Annotated in this window: 13 protein-coding genes and 1 pseudogene; 8 read left to right on the forward strand and 6 right to left on the reverse strand. The window is 58.8% G+C overall.

The genetic code is table 11. The features are described from left to right. Positions 1-88 precede the first annotated feature (88 nt). The 5 genes from BLP23_RS08460 (at position 89) to BLP23_RS08480 (ending at position 7,610) form a co-directional block, all read left to right on the forward strand. Positions 89-1,372, forward strand: coding sequence for an extracellular solute-binding protein (locus BLP23_RS08460; protein ID WP_407691778.1), 1,284 nt, complete (start codon positions 89-91; stop codon positions 1,370-1,372). Positions 1,373-1,463: 91 nt separating this feature from the next. Further along, a complete protein-coding gene (locus tag BLP23_RS08465; protein WP_208603133.1) occupies positions 1,464-2,396 on the forward strand; it encodes a carbohydrate ABC transporter permease in 933 nt (310 codons plus the stop codon). Then, positions 2,393-3,235 carry a carbohydrate ABC transporter permease gene (locus BLP23_RS08470; protein ID WP_092584450.1) on the forward strand — a complete coding sequence of 281 codons (843 nt, stop codon included), beginning with the start codon at positions 2,393-2,395 and terminating at the stop codon, positions 3,233-3,235. Before BLP23_RS08465 ends, BLP23_RS08470 begins: the two co-directional genes overlap by 4 nt. Positions 3,236-3,263: 28 nt before the next feature. Beyond that, positions 3,264-6,287: an alpha-mannosidase gene (locus BLP23_RS08475; protein ID WP_092584451.1), complete on the forward strand. Its 3,024-nt coding sequence runs from the start codon at positions 3,264-3,266 to the stop codon at positions 6,285-6,287. A 153-nt stretch (positions 6,288-6,440) separates the two neighbouring features. Next, the gene (locus BLP23_RS08480) at positions 6,441-7,610 is read left to right on the forward strand and encodes an ROK family transcriptional regulator (protein ID WP_092584943.1); all 1,170 of its coding nucleotides are present in this window, start codon (positions 6,441-6,443) and stop codon (positions 7,608-7,610) included. A gap of 35 nt (positions 7,611-7,645) precedes the next feature. On the opposite strand, the gene BLP23_RS34370 is transcribed toward BLP23_RS08480, so the two are convergent. The 3 genes and pseudogenes from BLP23_RS34370 to BLP23_RS08490 form a co-directional block, all read right to left on the reverse strand. After that, positions 7,646-8,041, reverse strand: coding sequence for a hypothetical protein (locus BLP23_RS34370; RefSeq protein ID WP_233426681.1), 396 nt, complete (start codon positions 8,039-8,041; stop codon positions 7,646-7,648). A gap of 504 nt (positions 8,042-8,545) precedes the next feature. Next, a pseudogene (locus BLP23_RS34375) lies at positions 8,546-8,620 on the reverse strand (hypothetical protein); the annotation flags it as partial. 301 nt (positions 8,621-8,921) lie between these two features. Beyond that, positions 8,922-9,125 carry a response regulator transcription factor gene (locus BLP23_RS08490; protein ID WP_022716742.1) on the reverse strand — a complete coding sequence of 68 codons (204 nt, stop codon included), beginning with the start codon at positions 9,123-9,125 and terminating at the stop codon, positions 8,922-8,924. A gap of 470 nt (positions 9,126-9,595) precedes the next feature. Between BLP23_RS08490 and BLP23_RS08495 the strand changes: the two genes are divergently transcribed. From BLP23_RS08495 to BLP23_RS08505, 3 genes are read left to right on the forward strand one after another with little or no spacing between them, the layout of a single operon-like run. Further along, the gene (locus tag BLP23_RS08495) at positions 9,596-10,366 is read left to right on the forward strand and encodes a PAS-domain containing protein (RefSeq protein ID WP_167363850.1); all 771 of its coding nucleotides are present in this window, start codon (positions 9,596-9,598) and stop codon (positions 10,364-10,366) included. Continuing rightward, a complete protein-coding gene (locus BLP23_RS08500; RefSeq protein ID WP_167363851.1) occupies positions 10,314-10,841 on the forward strand; it encodes a GGDEF domain-containing protein in 528 nt (175 codons plus the stop codon). Before BLP23_RS08495 ends, BLP23_RS08500 begins: the two co-directional genes overlap by 53 nt. Continuing rightward, the gene (locus tag BLP23_RS08505) at positions 10,741-11,454 is read left to right on the forward strand and encodes a putative bifunctional diguanylate cyclase/phosphodiesterase (protein WP_092584455.1); all 714 of its coding nucleotides are present in this window, start codon (positions 10,741-10,743) and stop codon (positions 11,452-11,454) included. Before BLP23_RS08500 ends, BLP23_RS08505 begins: the two co-directional genes overlap by 101 nt. Before the next feature lie 157 nt (positions 11,455-11,611). Here the strand turns inward: BLP23_RS08505 and glgB are convergent, their stop codons facing one another. Genes glgB through BLP23_RS08520 form a run of 3 tightly spaced genes read right to left on the reverse strand, consistent with a single transcriptional unit; the run spans position 11,612 to position 20,396 of the window. Next, positions 11,612-13,819, reverse strand: coding sequence for a 1,4-alpha-glucan branching protein GlgB (gene glgB / locus BLP23_RS08510; protein ID WP_092584456.1), 2,208 nt, complete (start codon positions 13,817-13,819; stop codon positions 11,612-11,614). Continuing rightward, on the reverse strand, positions 13,816-17,133 hold the full coding sequence (treS, locus tag BLP23_RS08515) for a maltose alpha-D-glucosyltransferase (RefSeq protein ID WP_092584457.1): 3,318 nt from the start codon (positions 17,131-17,133) through the stop codon (positions 13,816-13,818). The genes glgB and treS overlap by 4 nt, the downstream gene beginning before the upstream one ends. Positions 17,134-17,147: 14 nt before the next feature. Continuing rightward, complete coding sequence (locus BLP23_RS08520) at positions 17,148-20,396, reverse strand: maltotransferase domain-containing protein (protein ID WP_407691774.1); 3,249 nt, start codon at positions 20,394-20,396, stop codon at positions 17,148-17,150. Positions 20,397-20,587: the final 191 nt, after the last annotated feature.

Genomic DNA, 20,587 nt, shown 5'->3' on the forward strand with positions numbered 1-20,587 from the left:
ATTTTCGCGGATCAGAGCGGTTGTTGGAGGCAGCGGCTCAAATCAGATCCTGACCCGGGAGGAGACACTCGTGAGGAATACAGCACTCATTCTTGCACTGGCGGCGACGACTTTCTTGGCCGCGCCGCATGACAGCCCGGCACAAGAGGCCATCACGGGCGACATCGTCGGAAAGCCCGATGCACCCAACAAGCTGGTTTTCCGGATGACCACGGATGGTCCGCGCAACAACGAGCCGGCTTACGCACAAGGCTACAGCAAGCTGTTCAACGACTTCATCGGCAAGCATTCCGACTGGCAGATCGAGTTGCAGATGATGTCGGGGGATATCGGACAGGAACAAGCGCGCATGCTCGAGCAGGCCAAATCGGGATCGGCCCCCGATTGTGCAGCCGTCGATTCCTTCGTGTTGCCGCTCTTCAAGAAAGCCGGCGTCTTGCAGTCCTTCTCACCTTACTTCACCAAAGAGGAAATTGACCAGCTCTTCCCCTTTATCCGCGAGGGAATAACCGGGTCGGACGGCAACATCTACGCATGGTGGTGGTCGACGGACCTTCGCGTCCTTTACCGCAACAAGGAAATTGTTCCTGATGCGCCACAGACCTGGGACGACTTGAAGAAGGCGGCCCTTTCCTCGGTCGAGCAGGGAATGGAAGGCGTTCTGTTCAATGGCGGCCGCTATGAAGGAACAACATTCGACTGGCTCGCCAATTTCTGGGCCCAAGGCGGCAAATTGGTGGATGACGATGGCAAGCCGATCTTTGGCGAGGGGGAAAATCGCGACAAATTCATCAAAGCCGTCAACTATTACCGCGATCTCGTTGAGTCCGGAGCCGCTCCGAAACGCGTGGCGACCATCGGCAACTATGACGACTTCAATGCAGCGGCTGCGGCCGGTACGACGGCGCTATTCGTCGGCGGCAATTGGCAATACGCACAGCTCAAAACAGCGCTTGATGCCGATGAATTCGCCAAATGGGCTTTCTCCCCGCTTCCTGGCCCGGCAGCGGACCAGCGCTCAACGGGCACCGGCGGTTGGACGGTGGCGGCTTTCAGTAAGGACACTGAGAAGGTGAAGCTGTGCGCACAACTTGCCCGCGACATCTATATGGGACCTGCCAATGCGCTGCAGGAACAGCTTCCGACCCGCGCTGATCTCTATGACAAATACGAAGTGTTTTCCTCAGACGCCAACAAGACCTTTGCGGCAGCGCTGAAGTTCGGACAGGCAAGGCCCGGCGCACCCGTCTATCCTGAAATCTCAAATCAGATTCAGATCATGATGGGCAAGGTCCTGACGGGCGTCCAGCCGACCGAGGCCGCCGTCGACGAGGCATTCGGCGCTTCTCTTAGCGCCTTCAAACGCAGCTGAACACCATCTGGCGGCGCGTGCCGAAAACGCCTCGTGCCGCCAGGAACCCTGCGCAACCGCTGCCTAACGATGAAATGGCCGGATCGGACCGATGATGGATGCAAGCATTGCCGCCAGGGGCTCCCAGAGGATCGGCAGGAAAGCCGCCGGACGGCATAGTCCCTCCCCGCTGCCTTGGCTTATGCCGCTCATTCTTGTCCTTGGCGTCTTTTATCTTTACCCCTTGCTGGACGTCTTTCGCTTTGCGTTCACCAACGTCTCGCTGCTTGGCACGGACGAAGAATATACGCTGCAGACGATCGTCACCACATTGTCAAAGCCCGAGCTCTTGCAAATCCTGTGGGTGACATTCGTCTTCACGGCGTCAAGCGTCGTTGTGCAGCAATTCTTCGGGCTTTTCATCGCCTTGATTGTTTTGCACAGCGAAAAGCGCCGGCTCTTCGGCTCGACAGTCGTGCGAACAACAGCCCTTGTCGCCTGGGTTGTTCCGGGCATTGCCGGCGGCATCATCTGGAAAATGCTTTTCAACGAAGCGCCGTTTGGCGGATTGAACAGTCTCTTGCGCCTCATCGGTGTTCCGGCTGTGCAGTGGTTGTCGGATCCGCACATGGTCATGTGGTCGGTCATGATTTCCAATGTCTGGCGCGGCACGGCGTTCTCGATGGTTGTGATGTATGCGGCGAGCAAGGCCATCGATCCTGTTCTTTACGAGGCTGCCGAAGTTGACGGCGCAAATCCGTGGCAACGGCTGATCTATATCACTCTACCCCAGCTGCGGACCGCTATCCTCGTCAACATGATCCTCATTACGATCCAGACCCTGAACACGTTTGACGCAATCATTTCGCTCACCGGCGGCGGCCCGGGCCGCGCGACCGAGGTTCTCTCGCTTTACACCTTCAACGTCGTGTTCCGAAATTACGACCTTGCGGGCGGCGCGGTCTTGTCGATCCTGATGCTTACAATCAGCCTCGGCCTTGCACTCGTCTATGCTCGTTTTCTGCCAAGAGGAGAACCGACTTGAGGCCTCTCAGACAAGATCGCATTGGCGATGCGCTAAGCTATCTGTTCCTTGCCATAACGTTTCTTTTCTTCGCCTGGCCGTTGCTTTGGCTGCTGTCGCTTGCGCTAAGAACGCGCAAGGAAATCTTTCTGGGCGTGAGCCGTCTCATCCCCAAAGCGCCAACCTTGGAAAATTTCGGCGCCATCTTATCCTCCGACAAGTTCGCAGGATATCTTTGGAATGCGTTGATCCTGTCCTCGTGCAGTGCAATCGGCTGCCTGATCGTGGCGCTGCCTGCAGCTTATGCCTTCTCCCGATTTCCGTTTCGCGGCAAGGGAGCTTGGATGATGGTCCTGCTTGCCTTTCAGATGATTTCACCGCTTGTTATCATGGTGCCGCTCTACCGTTACATGGCAGCAATTCACCTCACCGACAGCCATTTCGGTGCAACGATGGTCTATATTGCGCTCGCGGTACCAATGGTGACGTGGATATTGAAGGGCTCAATCGACGGCATTCCGAAAAGCCTCGACGAAGCTGCCGTCATTGACGGCTGCGGTCATTTTAGCGTCTTTTGGCGCATCATCCTTCCCTTGTCGGCACCAGGCATTGCCTCAGCCTTCATCATCTCGGTCATCGCCGGCTGGTCGCAGTTTCTCGTCCCATTTCTTCTCATCAGCAAGGAATCGCTCATGCCCATTGGCGTGGGGATATTCCAGTATGCCGGAACTCAAAACGACTCCTCCCTCCAGTTGCTGGCAGCGGCCTGCCTTGTATCGGTCGTTCCAGCCATTGTTGCCTTTCTCGCCCTCCAGCGGCTCATCCTCGGCGCCATGACGGAGGGCGCCGTCAAGGGCTGACATTGCATTCACACCTCAGGATCTCATCATGACGCTTACTCTGACCCAACGCCTCGACCGCATTCGCGTCCGTATCGCAGAGCTGGAATATTGGCGTTCGCGCGAAACAATTGAGATGGACGGCTGGACCTTTGAAGGAGAGCCGATCGCAATCGGCGACCCATGGCCACGCAAAGACGGCACGGTGCGCTTTTCCGGCGCAATCACCTTGCCGGGCCATTGGCCCCTTGACGACGCTCGGCTCGTGCTTGACCTTGGCGGCGAAAGCCTGATCACGATCGCCGACGAGACCGGCAATGAGACACGGCTCGGTCTCGATCCCTATCACCGGGAATTCCTTGTCCCTTCGCGCAGCATCCGCATCTCTTCCGAAACTGTCGCGCGCCTGCCCTTTGGAGAACCCGTGCGGCACCCGAGGTTGGAACGTGGTGCGGTCATCTGGCTAGACACTGCCGTTGACAGGCTCTGGCTGCTCTTGCGGCAGATCACGGAGGCGGCCGAAATCCTCGACGGCCACGAGGTCATTCCGCATCTCCTGGATGTCGCCGAACACGCCATGCGCGGCCTCGACTGGCCGTCGGCCACCGCCGCCTATGTCGCGCGGACGGCGCCCTCGCCGGTTCAGCAGAAGATCTGGCAGTTGCCGCCACTTGAGGTTTCACCTGAGGGTCTTAACCAGAGCCAGCGGGCCAGTGTGCTCGAAGCCTACGAAGCACTTGTCGGACAGCTTAAGCAACTGCGCGAGCGTTTTCCGCCGCAAGGCGAGATCGCACTGACCGGACATGCGCATATCGATCTCGCATGGCTTTGGCCCTACAGCGAAACCCGGCGGAAGATGCGCCGTACATTCCACACGGCGTTGTCGCTCATGGAGCAATCGTCCGATTTCCGCTTTAATCAGTCCACAGCCCACTACTATGCGCAGATTGCCGAAGACGATCCAGGCTTGCTGGCCCGCATCATCGAACGGGCAAAGGCAGGCCAATGGGAGACGCTTGGTGGCATGTGGGTCGAACCCGACACCAACATGCCGACCGGCGAGAGCCTCAGCAGGCAGATCCTTTATGGTCAGCGCTATTTCGAAAAGACCTTCGGGGTTCGCCATACCGTCTGCTGGCTGCCCGATTGCTTCGGTTTTTCCGGTGCCCTGCCCCAGCTTCTGCGTCAAGGCGGCATGAACAGCTTCTTCACAATTAAGGTCAACTGGTCGGAAACCAATCAGTTCCCGGCCGACCTCTTCTGGTGGGAAGGGCTCGATGGCAGCAGGGTCCTTGCCCACACATTCGACAATCCGATGCAGGGCTACAATGGCTTCGTGCGCCCGGATTGTTTCGTGCCGACCTGGAAGAACTTTCGCCAGAAGGACAAGCACGACACCACGCTGCTTGCCGTGGGCTATGGCGATGGCGGCGGCGGCGTGACGCCGGAAATGATTATGCGAGAAGAACAACTGCGCTTCTTCCCGGCTTTGCCGAAAGCACGCTGGACACGGGTCCACGACTTCTTCGAGGAGGCGCATGACACGGCAGCCAAGAAGGACCTGACGGTCTGGCAAGGCGAGATCTATCTCGAACTGCACCGCGCAACGCTCACAAGTCAAAGTGCCGTCAAGCGGCTGCACCGAAAAGCAGAGCGCAGTCTGGTGACCGCCGAGACGCTGACGGGCCTTGCTTATCTTCTGGGGGGCGAGCAGCCGGCATCGATGGAGCGCTCATGGCGTGTCGTCTTGAAGAACGAGTTTCATGACATCCTGCCCGGCTCCTCGATTGCCGAGGTCTATGTCGATGCCGCCAACGAACTCGACGCAGTCGTAGCAGAGGCGCGCTCGACTCAAATGGCGGCGATGAAATCGATAGCCGCACAACTGCCGGTTGGCGAAGGCAACAATGTTCTGGTGGTCAATCCGTCGCTGTCTGAGCGTCCCATCCGCTTGACGCTATCGGACGGCAGCACAATCTCGGCCGGGGGACAGATCGCCCCGCTTGGGATTGCTGTTCTGGCGAGCGAAGCGCTCCAGCCAAAGACCGGCCTTTCGGCTGGGCGCGACTACCTGGAAAACGCTGTCCTGAAAGTCAGGCTTGCCAACGACGGCTCGATCGCCAGCATTTTGCACAAGCCAACAGGACGTGAGGCGCTTGAGGGCTGCGGCAATCGCCTTTTCGTCTATCCCGCCGACAAGCCGCGCAATTGGGACGCCTGGGATGTCGAAGAAGACTACGTGGCTCGTGGCGAAGAGATCACTCATCTCGACAGCCTTGAACTGATTGAGGATGGCCCCCACAGGGCGGCGATCAAGATCGTTCGAACCTGGCGCCACTCGCGCATTACGCAGGTTCTGTCGCTTGGTGCCAACGCGCGGCGGCTGGACATACAGACAGAACTCGACTGGCATGACCGGCGTGTCTTCCTTCGCACGCTGACGGGCGTTGCCGTGCGTCATGCGAGGGCGACCTGCGAATGCGCCTACGGGGTCGTGGAACGTCCGACCCATTCGAACACGTCCTGGGACGCTGCGATGTTCGAAGCGCCTGCCCACCGCTTTGCCGATCTTTCGGAGCCTGGCTTTGGCGTTGCCATCCTCAATGACGCAAAGTATGGCCACAGCGTGCGCGGCAATGTCCTGGGCCTCTCCCTCCTGCGCGCGCCGGTCTATCCTGATCCGCTTGCCGACGAAGGTATCCAGACGTTTACCTATTCACTGATGCCACATGAGGGCTCGTGGTACGAAGGGGGTGTGAGGGAGGAGGCCGAAGATCTAAACCAACCGCTGTTGGCCGTCGCCGTCGCAGATCGCGCAACGGGCACATGGCAGCCGCTCGCCGCGGTCGGGATTGATGCGGCACTTTCCGCTGTCAAGCCCTCGGAGGACGGCGATGGCCTCATCGTGCGCGTGTACGAGCCTGCCGGGCGGCGCGGGAACTTTGAGTTACGCCTTCCGCCGCGTTGGCAGAACATAGGCGTCGTCAGTATCCTCGAGGAGCCGATGGAGAAGGTGCCGAATGCCGGTTTGCGCCCCTTTGAGGTCAAGAGCTGGCGAATAGCCAGGACTTGACCCGATACGGCCCGATGCAACACCGCTCTTGGGGCGCTTTTCGCATCCACGACAATCGCCTAGTTTGCATTGAGATTAGGTCACGGCGAAAGGATACCGGGATTGATACTGTCGGGCTCGAATACGGAGCAGGCTGCGGCGGCCAATCGGGCCATGATTCTCGCCGCAATTCACCGCGGCGCCCCGATTTCGCGCACGGAGCTTGCCCACCAATCGCGGCTGACGAAACAGGCCGTCACCCGCATCGTGGATCGATTGCTCGATGAAGGACTCGTTATGGAGGCGCGCCGCAGGCACGGTTTGCGAGGACAACCTGCCATCGAGCTTGAGATCGATCCCGAAGGCGTGTTTTCGGTCGGCGCGAATATTGATCGCGATCACCTCACGATCGTCGCTGTGGATGCAGCCGGCACGGTGCGCGGACGCATCCATCACGAAAGGCGCTTTCTGCTACCGGACGACTTCGCGGGCTTGATGGCAGACGCGCTATCTTCCTTCAGACGCCGCAGGGTCATCGAAGAAGCTCGTCTGGCGGGGATTGGCCTTGCTATTCCTGACTGGCTCGGAGAGGTTAAAGTAATCGGCTTTCCATCAGAATACCGGCAATGGAATGGCTATGACGTGCGCGGTGCGCTGGAGGCAATTTCCGATCATCCGGTGTTCATCGACAACGACGCCAACGCTGCTGCGCTCGGTGAAATCGAGTATGGCCTCGGCACGGAAATCGGCAGTTTCTTTTACATCCTCGCCAATGCCTGTCTCGGCGGCAGCCTCGTCATAGATGGGGTCCGCCATAAGGGCGCCAGCGGAATCGGCGGAGAAATCGGCTGGCTGCCGGTCGTCTTTGATGATGGCCCGTTTGCAGGAAGCACCCAACCACTCGGCGAAATGTTCTCGCTGTTTATCCTGTTTGACTATCTTGAGCGCAATGGCATCAAAGCGACAACCCCGGGAGATCTTCTCAACCTCGACGACGCAGGACGCAGCCGCGTCAGCAGGTGGCTGCGCAAGATCAGCATCAAGCTTGCCCAAGCAATTGTCGATATCGGCATGATCGTTGATCCGGAAGGCGTTCTCATCGGTGGTCGCTTTCCTGTCCGCCTAATTGATGAACTGCTTGTCTACGTCCACGAGGAGATTACCCGGCTTGGCGCACGAGCGCCGTCCCTTCACCGGGCGGCCGGCTCGGAAGATGCCGCGGCTCTTGGTGCTGCCGCAATCCCGCTTGCCCATCGCCTGGGGTTGCCATCGGCCGAACCGGGTCAGAGGTTTCGAAATCCAATCAGCAGCCGACAGTCCCAGGACCCGGTCACGGTAGCGTGACGGTTGGCAGGGCGCGTCAAGCGACGCCCGAAAAATCATGGACGGTCATCGGGCAAGAGTGTCTCGGAGAACGGTCGCAATGCGGCGCCGACAGCGACCCCTGCCCACGGAAAGGACGCACGCCGCACGGATGGTATCCAAGGCGCAATCACGAGATCGCGAATTTTGTCGTCCCGTTCGCGCGACAGGCGCGCAATGATTGCCTCGAAAACATCATCGGGCAGAGCACCACCGATGAGGATGGCGCCCGGAGCGATAAATCCTGAGATCGCCAGGACCGCCTCATGAAGATGGCGCGCAGCAATCGCCACCCAGCCATCCGTTGCGCCCGGGTGGGCTGCAAGGTACGCTTTGAGCGAGGGCAAGGTCGCGACTTCGTTCAGGCTTGCGCCATCAACACCCGAGCGCATGTCGCCGATCTGGCCAGCCAATCCGTGAACACCCCGAAACGGCCGCCCGCCGATCAAAAGCCCGGCGCGCACAGTCTCGTCGACGATGACGATTACCAGACCGCCTTCGCGGTCACCTATGCCCAACATTCGCTCGGCATTGACCGCCGCCTCGGTGTCATCAAGAAAAAAGAGCGGGCCAACGTCCAATTCAAGGCTATCTTCAATGGCTTTCCGATCGAGCGGCAACCCGGCCGAGAGAGCAATCCCGCATCCCAGCAGTTTGCCAGAGGGGCCAGCTGCATGGCGTATGTGCAAAACCGCCTCCTTGATGTCTTCGGATTTTGTGAAGGCGCGCTGTTGAGGGATTTTGCCGGCAAGATCCATGACGACAGCTTCGCCGCCATGCGCACCAAGGCGGATTCCCAAGGAATATGCGGCGTCGGCTCGCAACGAGAACTCGAGCGCCGTGTAATGCGCAGTTGTGGGACGCTTTTTCCCGCTCACCAGGCCCGCATCGGCCAGGCGGCGCATAATCCCCGTTATAGCCGGCTCCGTGAGCCCAAGATGCCTGGAAAGCTCCTGGCGGGTAAGCGGCCCAAAGCGGCGCAGGAGCCCCATGGCCGTGCGGGAATTGTGATCTGCAATGTCGACCGGGCTGATGCCTGGACGATCATCGTTGCGATCCCGCCCCCTCGATGCGCCAGATACCGAAAGCCGCCGTCCTGTTTTCAAATCAAGCCATTCCCGATACGATCGACAATGCAATACCGGGTCTTGGCCTGCATCAAAATGAAAAAATGCGTTTACGGGCAAACTGAAGGAATGGCGCCGCCGCCAAAACGGTAGCCGGAACAGGCGAACCGCCCGAGCACGCCGGTCATTTCCCTGCGCAGGTCCCAGAGCAGGCGTGACGCTTTCATCATTCGATCACGCCTGTCCTTAGCGCCGCGGCCACCAGAGCCGTGTCCTTGTAGACTGCAAATGTATCCTTCAGCGCTTCGATATGCGTTCGCACGGTATGCACCGAGCACCCGAGGATGATCGCAATCTCCTGCGCGCTCTTTCCATCGCACATGAGCGTCAGGATTTCCCTCTCTCGCTTGGTGATGTGGATCTCGTTCAAGTTCTTCCTCTTCGCTTAACGCATTGCGTGGCTCCTAATAGATATAGGTGCATCGTGCGCTCGCCGGAGGCGGAACGAACCCGTTTTCAAGAATTCTGGGTGCACCTCGTGCAACAATGCGCCACCGCTACCCGGTCTAAGCATTGCGGCGGTCTCGACCGCACCCTTTATTCCGTTGAAACCGGCATCGAACGATTAAGGCTCGCAGCATCTCCGTCAGTCTCTAGCTCGCGCGTTCTCTCAATGGCAGAACCTGCGGCCTTATATAAGCACTTGCGGAGCAAAGCACGACGGCAATCATGCCGGAAGTGTCGGCTTGTTTGCACGCTCAGAAGCGATTGCGACACGATATGGTTGAGCAACTTCGAAGAAAAGGCATTTTTATTGCGTCCTGCGCACTTTATGGTTGCGTTTCATGCCGCCTGTTGCAAAGGTAGATTATGCTTAGTTCCTTCCGTATTCTGGAGATTATGCAGCAGGGTGTCGCGCTGCTGGATGCAGACTTACGGGTTGTGATTTTCAACGATCGGATAGGGAAACTGTTGCGGGCCCCCAAAGGGGCTATTGACGTCGGCGTCAGTGCGACAAGGATAGCCGCTCAGATTCCGATTCTTGGCCGGACGCAGCAATCCGACGGCAGTCAAGGGAGCTGGCTCACGCATCTCCTCACATGTTCAACCTTGTTCTATCAGGAGATCTCAGTCGGTGACCGGATCGTCTCGTTGACCTCCACGCCGGTCGACGACGGCGGATGGTTGGTCAGCTGTGATGACATTTCGGCGCTGGCCAGCATAAGAAAGGATATGGCCAACCAGAACCGCCGCTTCGATGCGGCACTGGCAAACATGCCGCACGGTCTGTGCATGTTCGATGCTGACAAGAGCCTGCTGTTATGCAACGCAGGCTATTGTCGCTTGTACGACCTGCCCGAAACGTTGACACGGCCGGGAACGCCTCTTTGGCAAATCCTCGACTATCGGCAAACAGCTGGAAACGCGCCGGTTCAGCAGGAGGCGTATTTCGATGTTGTCGTCGAAGCCGCGCTAAAGGGTTCCGCTGCCAGTGAGAATATCGCCCTGATGGATGGCAGGGTGATAAAGATCACACATAACCCGATGGAAAATGGCGGCTACGTCGCAACCCATGAAGACGTCACCCAATTCGTGCGCGCCGAAGAACAGATCAAACATGGCTGGTCACGACCCGCTGACTGGCCTGCCCAATCGCACGCTCTTACGTGAGAGGCTTGAAAAGAAATTGGCCCTTGGTAACGGGAACAAGCGCAGCGCGCTGTTATGCCTGGATCTGGACCACTTCAGACATGCGAATGATACATTGGGGCATGCCGTCGGCGACCTCCTGCTGAAGCCCGTAACCGACAGGCTGAAGACATGCCTGGGTGAAAGCGATAGCATCGCCCGGCTGGGCGGCGACGAATTCATCGTCATTCAGGAGGAGGTCCAAACGAAGGAACGCGCCGCGGCACTTGCGCAGAGACTCGTCAATGCTATCGGCGAAACGTTTGTCGTCGAGGGGCAGCCTGTTCAAATCGGGGTAAGCATCGGCATTGCGATTGCTCCTGACGACGGCGAAACGGCAGATGCTGTGCTGAAGAATGCCGACACCGCTCTCTACAAAGCAAAAACGGATGGCAGAGGCACTTATTGCTTCTTCGAACCCGCAATGGATGCCGGCATCCCAAAGCTCACCGGATGAATTCATCCCGCTGGCGGAAGAAACCGGCTTGATCGTGCCACTCGGGGAATGGGTGTTGCGCCAGGCCTGCAAGGATGCCGCAAACTGGCCGGCGCATGTAAGGGTTGCGGTGAACCTTTCCCCAGCCCAGTTCAGAAGCCCCTCGCTTACCCATGCGGTTATTTCTGCCCCTGCTGATTCCGGTCTGTCGGCTTTTCAGCTTGAACTCGAAATCACCGAATCCGTCCTCCTCACTGACAGCGAGGCGGCCCTGGCAACCCTGCACCACATCAAGGGACTTGGAGTGCGGATTGCGATGGACGACTTTGGTACCGGATATTCCTCATTGAGCTATCTGAGGCTTTTCCCGTTTGACAAGATCAAGATCGATCAATCATTCATCCGTGAACTTGGAGATTCCAAGGATTGCGCTGCCATCGTGAAGGCGGTGGTTGATCTGGGATCCAGCCTTGGTATCACGACCACTGCCGAAGGCGTCGAAACGACCGACCAGCTCGATCAAGTGAGGGAGCACGGCTGCACCGAAATTCAGGGATACTTCTTCGGAAAACCTCTGCCTTTCAGTCATGTCGAGAAACTCCTGCGTAAAGGCTTGCCTTCCCAGTCGCGCTGAGAAGCCTTCGGAAGCCAAGCCGCCTGACCGCTTCTTGTCTGACAAAAGCGCGGCACACCATCGCGGGCAACCGGCTTCGCCGCTGCATTCCCTCAAAGGACGACCGGGCGCCGGACGCCTTGGCATCCGGCGCCACCCCAGCGCAGATGGAAGAACGCTACTCCTTGTGCCTTAGGAAAACCGTTGCGAGCGGCGGCAGTGTCAGAAGGACGGAATACTCCTTGCCGTTACTTGGCTGGCGTTCTGCCCAGACCTCAGTCTGGCCAAGATTGGCCCCCCCATAGATCGCCGCGTCGGTATTCAATACCACCTGCCAGCGGCCCTCCGTGGGCACACCGACCCGGTAACCGTACCGCGGAACAGGGGTAAGATTGGACATAATCAGCATCAGCGACGAGCGGTCGGGCGAACTGCGAAGCATGCCGTAGACGGAGTTTTCCGCGTCGTCCGCGACCGCCCACTCGAAGCCAGCGGCATGAAGGTCGCTGAATTGTAGCGCCGGCTGTTGCGCATAGAGCCTGTTGAGGTCGCGGATCAACCGCTGAATACCTGCATGAGCGGGACTGTCGAGCAGGTCCCAATGAACGGAACCATCGTGGTCCCATTCACTCTCCTGGGCAAGCTCGCAACCCATGAAAATGAGTTTCTTGCCTGGATGCCCCCACATGAAGCCGTAATAGGCGCGCAGATTAGCAAGCCGCTGCCAGTGATCGCCGGGCATCTTTGCGAAAAGCGAACCCTTGCCGTGCACAACCTCGTCGTGGGAAAGCGGCAGCATGAAGTGTTCGGAATAGGCATAGATCATGCCGAACGTCATCGCCGCATGATGGTATTTGCGGTACACTGGATCCTCCTGCATGTAATGCAGGGTGTCATGCATCCAGCCCATGTTCCACTTGAAATCAAAGCCGAGGCCACCGTCCTCGGGACGCGTCGTGACCCCTGGCCAGGCGGTCGACTCTTCAGCAGCCGTAAAGGCATGCGGGCACCGATGATGGATGATGCTATTCAGGTGCTTGAAGAATTCCACCGCCTCCAGATTCTCGCGTCCGCCATATGCGTTGGGGATCCATTCGCCCTCGTTGCGGCTGTAGTCGCGGTAAAGCATTGAGGCGACCGCATCGACGCGCAGACCGTCGACGTGATAGTGCTCCAGCCATTCCAGGGCACTGGCGATCAGAAACCCTTTCACCTCGTTGCGCCCGAGATTGTAGATCAGAGTGTTCCAGTCCTTGTGGAAGCCCTCGCGCGGGTCTTCGTGCTCGTAAAGCGCGGTGCCATCGAAGCGGGCAAGCCCCCAGACATCGGTTGGAAAATGCGCCGGCACCCAATCGAGAATGACGCCAATGCCGGCAGCATGGCAGCGATCAACGAAATAGGCAAAGTCATCCGGGAGGCCGTAACGGCCGGTCGGGGCAAAAAGGCCGAGTGGCTGGTAGCCCCAGGAGCCGCCGAACGGATGTTCCATGATCGGCAACAGTTCGATATGCGTAAAGCCGAGATCTTGGACATAGGGAACCAGCCTCTGGCTGAACTCGACCCAGTCGAGGGGCCGGTTTGCCTCCTCGGCAATCCGAAGCCAGGAGCCAAGATGCACCTCATAAACTGACAGTGCGCCTTCGAGCGCGCGCTCGGCGCGGTGAGCACGCATCCAGTCTTCATCGCTCCAGCGGAAAGGTTTTGAGGGCGCGACGATCGAAGCCGTAGAGGGTGCAGCCTCGCTGGCTCGGGCAACCGGGTCGGCCTTTTGCGGCAGGAGATTGCCATTGGCATCAATGAGTTCGAACTTGTAGCGTTCTCCATGCGTCAGGCGCGGGATGAAGAGTTCCCATACGCCGGCTGAAGGACGCAATCGCATCGGATGCCGGCGACCATCCCAACTGTTAAAGTCGCCAACCACGGAAACCCGCCGCGCATTGGGTGCCCAAAGACAAAATCGCACGCCTTGTATGCCATCGATCTCCATCGGAATGGCGCCGAGCGTGCGGCCGAGATCGTAGTGGGTGCCCTGAGAAATTAGATGCAGGTCAAGCTCACCGAGCAGCAATCCAAAAAAATAGGGATCCTCCGTCTCCTGCACGGCATCCGGCCAGTTAATGCGAAAGAGGTAATTCGTCGTGCTGCCGATTGCCCCGGCAAACAGGCCACCTTCGTGAATCGTCTCCAGTCTGGTCAGCACGCGGCCGGTGTCAGCCTCGACCACGTCGACGGATGCTGCCCCGGGCAACAAGGCTCTTACGACGGTTAAATCGCCATACTGGTGGCGTCCGAGGATCGAGAATGGATCACCGTGACGGCCTTCGACGAGAGCCTGAAGGCCCTCCTGGACAGTGCCGATCATCAAGTCTGTTCGCTCGTATCTCATGCGACTTTCTCCAGCAGTCTCGATGCGATGGCCGAGAAACCGCCAAGCGGCAAAGCCAGCCAGCTGGGTCGGTTGCGCGCTTCATAGGCGATCTCGTAAGCGGCTTTCTCCAGCAAGAACAGATCGAGGATGCGACTGCGCGAATTGGTCGGAATATTGAGTTCGCGCACGTCTTCGATCACTCCGAAATAAGCAGCCAGGAATGCCTGCTCGGCCAAGTCGATGAAGCGCCTAACGAGTGTGCTGTGTCTTTGATCTTCCACCTCGCTTACCCGTTCCAGGTCAAGATCGGCGGACGCCGCCAGGTAGCTAAACGACCTCAGGAGGCCTGCGACATCTCGCAGAGGATTGGTCTTTGCGCGGCGTTCGGCAAGATCGCGTGCGGGCTCGCCCTCAAAGTCGATGATGTAGGCATCCCCTTCCGCAACCAGGACCTGGCCGAGGTGGAAATCGCCGTGATTTCGGATCATCAGCGTACCGACTGCAGCCTTGGCGAGATCGTCAACAGCATTCAAGAGATCCTCGCGCTGCTTGACGAGAAAGACGATCTGCTGCGCCAGCGCCGGCGCAAGACTGTCGCCGCTTGCCTTAAGCATGTCGAGGCTGACGCGGATTTGCTCCCTTACAGCGTTTGCCCAGCGAGCGGCGTCTTCATCGGTGATGCGGACGGGCTTGAAGGCTTCGTCGTCGGTCGGGCGCGCCAACGCCGCATGCAATTCGCCGAGCCGCTTGCCAACGGTCGCAGCGAACTCGACGAGCGGCTTAAAATGCTCGTCGGCCGCCTTGCCGTCGACCCCGGTCACCACGACCTCGTCGGTCGAGCGACGCAGATTGGCCAGCATCCAGTTCCACGCATCGCCCTGATTGCGAATGGCTCTTTGCACGATAATCAGCGTGTAGCGGCTGCCGTCGGGTGTGATATGAACGACTTCGCCGAGCAGGTGCGCGGTATTGGCATATCCGACACTGGTCAGCTGGCGTGTCATCTCGACTTCCGGATGGACACCGGGGAAGATATGGCGGATGAGTTTTACCATCGCCATATCGCCGACGATAAGCGAGCTGTTGGATTGCTCGGCAGAAAGCCAGTGCACTTGTATGTCATCATCGACGCTCATGCAGTCGAGCTGCGCGGTCCCTGCAAATTCGAGCTTGCCAGCGCGACCGGCAATGACGGCACGGTCGCAGAGGCCTCGTATGACGCCGCGTGCAAGACCTTCCATCGCAAATCCGTCAGTCAGGAAGCCGACGCGACGGCCCTGACGGAGACGGGCAAGGGCAAGCTGCTGGGCAAGAGCGCTCGGCTGGCTGTCATCCCACCACACGGCAAGCGGCAGCAGGTATGTCTCTTTGCGGGCTTCCAGCTCGGCTTCCAGTTCTGCAAACAAGATGTTGCCGGCGAATGGAAACGGCATGGCGGAAATCAGGGACGCACGCATTAACCTCTCGCCCTTGGCGGCGAACCAGCGCCGCTTGCCAAGATAGGCCGGCAGCACCTCGCTCGAAAGCGTACCTGAAAGCCGGGGCTCATCGAGCAGTTCCTGCAGGTCGCGACGCACGACCATGGTCACCATGTCCTGCATCTGCTCGGGAGGCTCGGCGCGCCATGCGGGGCCATCAGTCTCCTGACTGAGCTGGAACCAGAAGAAACCATAAGGGGGCAGCGTGAGCAGATACGTGAGTTGACCGATCGGCGGGAAAGGAGACATGCCCGTCAGCTCAATCGGGACGTAACCGGCAAAATTGGCAAGATCCAGCTCGACGGCTTGCGGCAGGCGCGACAGGTTGGCCACGCAAAGGATCGTTTCGCCCTGGTATTCCCTAAGATAAGCAAGGATTTTCCTGTTGCCGGGCGACAGGAACCGTAAGGAACCGCGCCCAAATGCAGTATGCTTGTTGCGCAAGGCCAGCATGTGCCGTGTCCAGTTGAGCAACGAATGGGCATCGGCCCCCTGCGCTTCGACATTGACCGCTTCGTAGCCGTAAAGTGGATCCATGATGGGCGGCAGAACGAGGCGGGCGGGGTTTGCCTTCGAGAAACCGCCATTGCGGTCCGGGGACCATTGCATCGGCGTTCGCACGCCATCGCGGTCGCCTAGATAGATATTGTCGCCCATGCCTATCTCATCGCCGTAGTAGATCACGGGAGTACCGGGCATCGAAAGCAGAAGCGCGTTCATCAGCTCGACGCGGCGGCGGTCGCGCTCCATCAGCGGCGCAAGACGTCGCCTGATCCCGAGGTTGATGCGCGCGCGGCGATCGGCGGCGTAGATATTCCAAAGATAGTCCCGTTCGTCGTCGGTGACCATCTCGAGCGTCAGCTCGTCATGATTTCTCAGAAAGATCGCCCATTGGCAACTCTCCGGAATTTCGGGCGTTTGCCGCATAATATCGGTGATCGGAAACCGATCTTCCTTGGCGATTGCCATGTACATGCGCGGCATCAAGGGGAAGTGGAATGCCATGTGGCATTCATCGCCGTTGCCGAAATAATCGCGGGTATCCTCCGGCCATTGATTAGCCTCGGCAAGCAGCATCTTGCCAGGGTGAGTGGAATCGAGTGCTGCACGGATCTTCTTCAGGATTCCATGCGTCTCTGGAAGGTTCTCGTTGATTGTCCCCTCGCGCTCGACCAGGTAGGGGATTGCGTCCAGTCGGAAACCATCGATTCCGGTTTCCAGCCACAAGCGCATTACGCTTAGAAGCTCTTTCAGCACGAGCGGATTATCGAAATTGAGGTCGGGCTGGTGGGAATAGAACCGATGCCAATAATAGGCGCCGGCGACAGGATCCCAGGTCCAGTTGGACTTTTCAGTGTCAAGAAAGATGATCCGGGTTTCCGGGAACTTCTGATCCGTGTCCGACCAGACGTAGAAATCGCGTTCTGGCGAGCCGGGAGGCGCCTGGCGCGCCCGCTGGAACCACGGGTGCTGATCGGAGGTGTGGTTGATGACGAGCTCGATAACGACTCGCAGCCCACATTGATGTGCGGCTTCGACGAAGGCCTCGAACTCCTCCATGGTGCCGTAGTCCGAACTGACATTGGTGTAGTCGGCGATGTCGTATCCATCGTCACGGCGCGGGGACGGGAAGAACGGCAAGAGCCATATGACGTTGGCTCCGAGCGAAGCGATATGATCGAGCTTCTCATGCAGTCCCTCAAAGTCGCCGATGCCGTCTCCATTGGCGTCGAAGAACGACTTGATGTGAAGCTGGTAAATGACAGCGTCCTTGTACCAGAGGGGATCGGAATCTTGCGCGCTGGTCTGCGTCCCGGTCTGCGGCTGGCTGCGGCTTGTGGTAGCGACGTCCATTTTGCTTTCCTCCCTTATCTCACACGCCAGATCGAAAACGGCAGCCCGGCGTGCGGATCGAGCCGGAGGCGCTGAACCTTGCCGGTCAAGGTGAATTTGTGACCGTCGATCAGGTCTTCGAGATCGAGCGCGGCATGGTCTGCGAGGTTCCATGACCAGAGCGGAATTTCCACATCTGCCTCGTGGGCATTATGCGGATCGAGATTGACAGCGATTAGCAGAGCGTTCTCACGCCCGGGGCTCGCCTTTTCGTAGAACATGATGTTGTCGTTCCAGGCGGTGAGAAGCTGCAGGCCATGGTGGGAATGCAAAGCCGGGTTTTCCTTGCGGATGCGGTTGAGCATCGTGATTTCGGACTTGATGTTGCCCGGCCGATCATAGTCCCAGGCCCGGATCTCGTATTTTTCTGAGTCGGCATATTCCTTGCGCTTGGCGTCCGGGCGACCCTCGCAAAGCTCAAAACCGTTATAGACCCCCCATAGTCCCGACAGTGTTGCTGCGAGCGCGGCACGGATGAGATAAGCCGGACGGGGCGCATTTTGCAGAAAGTCAGGATTGATGTCGTGCGTATTGACGAAGAAGTGCGGACGGAAGAATTCCTTGGGTTCTTCCGTCGTGATCTCACGCATGTACTGTTCCAGTTCCCACTTGGCGTTGCGCCAGGTGAAATAGGTGTAGGACTGCGAGAATCCGACCTTGGCGAGCCGGTACATCACCTTGGGTTTCGTGAAGGCTTCCGACAGGAAAATGACCTCCGGGTGCCGCGATCGGATATCAGCAATCAGCCACTCCCAGAACGGGAAAGGCTTGGTGTGCGGATTATCGACCCGAAACAGCTTTACACCGTTGTCGACCCATTTTTGAACAATGTCGCGCAGCGCAATCCATAAGGACGGGATTGCCTCACCCGCATAGAAGTCGACATTGACGATGTCTTCGTATTTCTTAGGAGGATTTTCCGCATAGCGTATGGTCCCATCCGGTCGCCAGTCGAACCAGCCCGGATGCTGCTTTAGCCACGGGTGATCGGGAGAAGCTTGAATTGCAAGGTCAAGCGCTATCTCCAGGCCCTCGTCCTTGGCCGCATCGACCAACCGCCGAAAGTCCTCGAAGCTGCCGAGTTCGGGGTGAATTGCGTCATGGCCGCCTGCCTGCGAGCCAATCGCGTAAGGACTGCCGGGGTCGCCTGATTCTGCACGCAGGCTGTTGTTCTTACCCTTGCGATTTGTTGTACCGATCGGGTGAATAGGCGGAAAGTAGAGCACGTCGAAGCCCATTGCGCGAATGGCCGGCAACCGCTCGATAACATCATCAAATGTGCCGTGACGATTCGCATCGCCGCTCTGGGAGCGCGGGAATATCTGGTACCAGCTTGCGAAGGCGGCAGCCGAACGCTCGGCATCGAGCGGGATGACTTGAGACCGGAGCCGGTAAGGACGCCTATCTGCCGCCGCCATCAGCTCGGCGGTTTCTGTGGCGAGCAGGATTTCGGTGCGCCGTGCATCCTGCGTCTCCGCCAGTTCGTCGAACAAGGCTTTCAGTCGGCTCTTGATCTGACCGTCGGCGTGATCGAGCGCGTCCAGCACGAGATTGATGCCTTCTTGGATTTCCAGCCGGAGATCGAGACGTGCCTCGTGCTTCTTAACCAGTTCATAGCGGTAGATCTGGAAAGGGTTGCGCCATGCTTCCACAACGAATTCGTGCCGCCCCAGGCGCTTTGTCACGAATTCCGCACGCCAGCGGTCATTTTCGACGAGCTCCATGCGGACTTCGTTCCACCCGCTCTGGTCGGCCGGGCGCCAGAGAAGCGCCGCCGACAGGGGGTCGTGACCGTCTCCAAAAATATCGGCTTCAACCTTTATCGTTTCGCCGACAACGCGTTTGACCACGAAACGGCCCTCATCGACCGCCGGCGTGATTTTTTCGATCGCCAATCTGGCAGACGCTGCGGCCTCGCTTGCTGCAGGTACAGCAAGTGCGTCAATAATGGGCACGGACGACAGTCCCTCGAAAACGCGAAGCTCACCGGGTTTCAACTTCAGTTGGGCGTCAAGGATCTCATCGTCGGCCTGCGGGTTGCTCAGCGGCAGAAATGAGGATGCGGCCTCCCGCACAAGATTGAACGGAGCGCCAACGCTGCGACGCAGGTCACGATTGAGGACGACGACACGCACTTTCTGCGAGCTTGGCATATCCTCCTGATCCGTCTGCATCAGAGCAACGGCCGGCGTTTGGCTGGTGGAGATGAGCTTGAGCGGCCGACGCGCGAAACCGGCAGCCGTCTTGTTCGTCCAGGCGTTGACGGCGCGGATATCGCCGGAAAGGTCGAACGCGCCCTGTTCGCGAATGCCGCGCAGCCCGGTCCCGTCCCCATGCATCGGATCAAGCGGTGCGGCAGCACCATACTCGAAGCCCATTGGGATCATCAGGCCGCTGGCAAATGTAGAAGACAGCCGCAATGCTCGGACGGCTCTGCGCTGTAAAACCTCCCAGCTGTCGGTGCCGTGGGCGACGCGCTTGCCGAACGGCGCTTCCGGAAAGGTGATCTGATAACCGATCTGCCGCTGGATCTGGTATTCCTCCATGATCCAACGTTCCTCGAGGTCCCACCATGCCAGCGAAGAGAAGCTGCCATCAAAACCAGTTCCCTCCAGGCCCTTGCGGACTTCGAAGTCGCTGCCCGGCGTCCAAGCCAGAAAGGTTGTTTCCGGCGCAGACTTGCGGGTCGACAGGATAATGTTGAACCAGGCTTCCGGTGCCAGGCTTGCGATGCCCAGGCAGCGAAAGCCTGCAATTCCGAGGCCGGTAAGCAGCCTGATCCGAGCGAGCCAGTCGTCGAGATGGCCAGTATCACGTGCAGGGTCGATGCACCGGCTGCCGGCTTTGTGCGGCGGCACGCGTGGATCGGCGACGACGGAACCTGAAGCCTCGTCGACGGCCACCCGATCAATGGCCAGGTCGAGCATGATCTTGAGCTTGTTGTCTGTTGCGGCTCGGACCAAGGCTCCGACGGCCTCAGTCACAGAACTTCCCAGCCCCAATGCGGGATCGAGGCGATCGAAGCCTTTCGTGACAAAGACACTGCTGTTATGACCGCGTTCGAAAAGTGGAGCCGTCAGGACCGTGTCAAAACCAAGGTCTCTCGCATGCGCAAAAACCTCCCTCCACGCCGCCAGACCCTTCAACATCAGGGGATGCACGTAGTAGATCTGCGGCGGAAGTTGCGAGCTTCGCGACACGAATTGCGGGCGCGTGTTCATCATGAGTCCCTAACCTTTTCAGCATTAACTGCAACGCCGCCGTGCTTGTTCCTTCTTTTTTGCTGGCTCAATCGACCATCGTTTCCGGACATGGCGCCGGGTTGGGTATGCGAGCTGGCTGACCGGATGACGATCTGGCGAGCGTGATGCCCGCTGTAAGCAGCCTGTCCTGGAGGGTCCGGAAAGCCGCAGTT

This window comes from Rhizobium mongolense subsp. loessense, assembly GCF_900099775.1.
GTDB classification, from domain to species: domain Bacteria; phylum Pseudomonadota; class Alphaproteobacteria; order Rhizobiales; family Rhizobiaceae; genus Rhizobium; species Rhizobium loessense.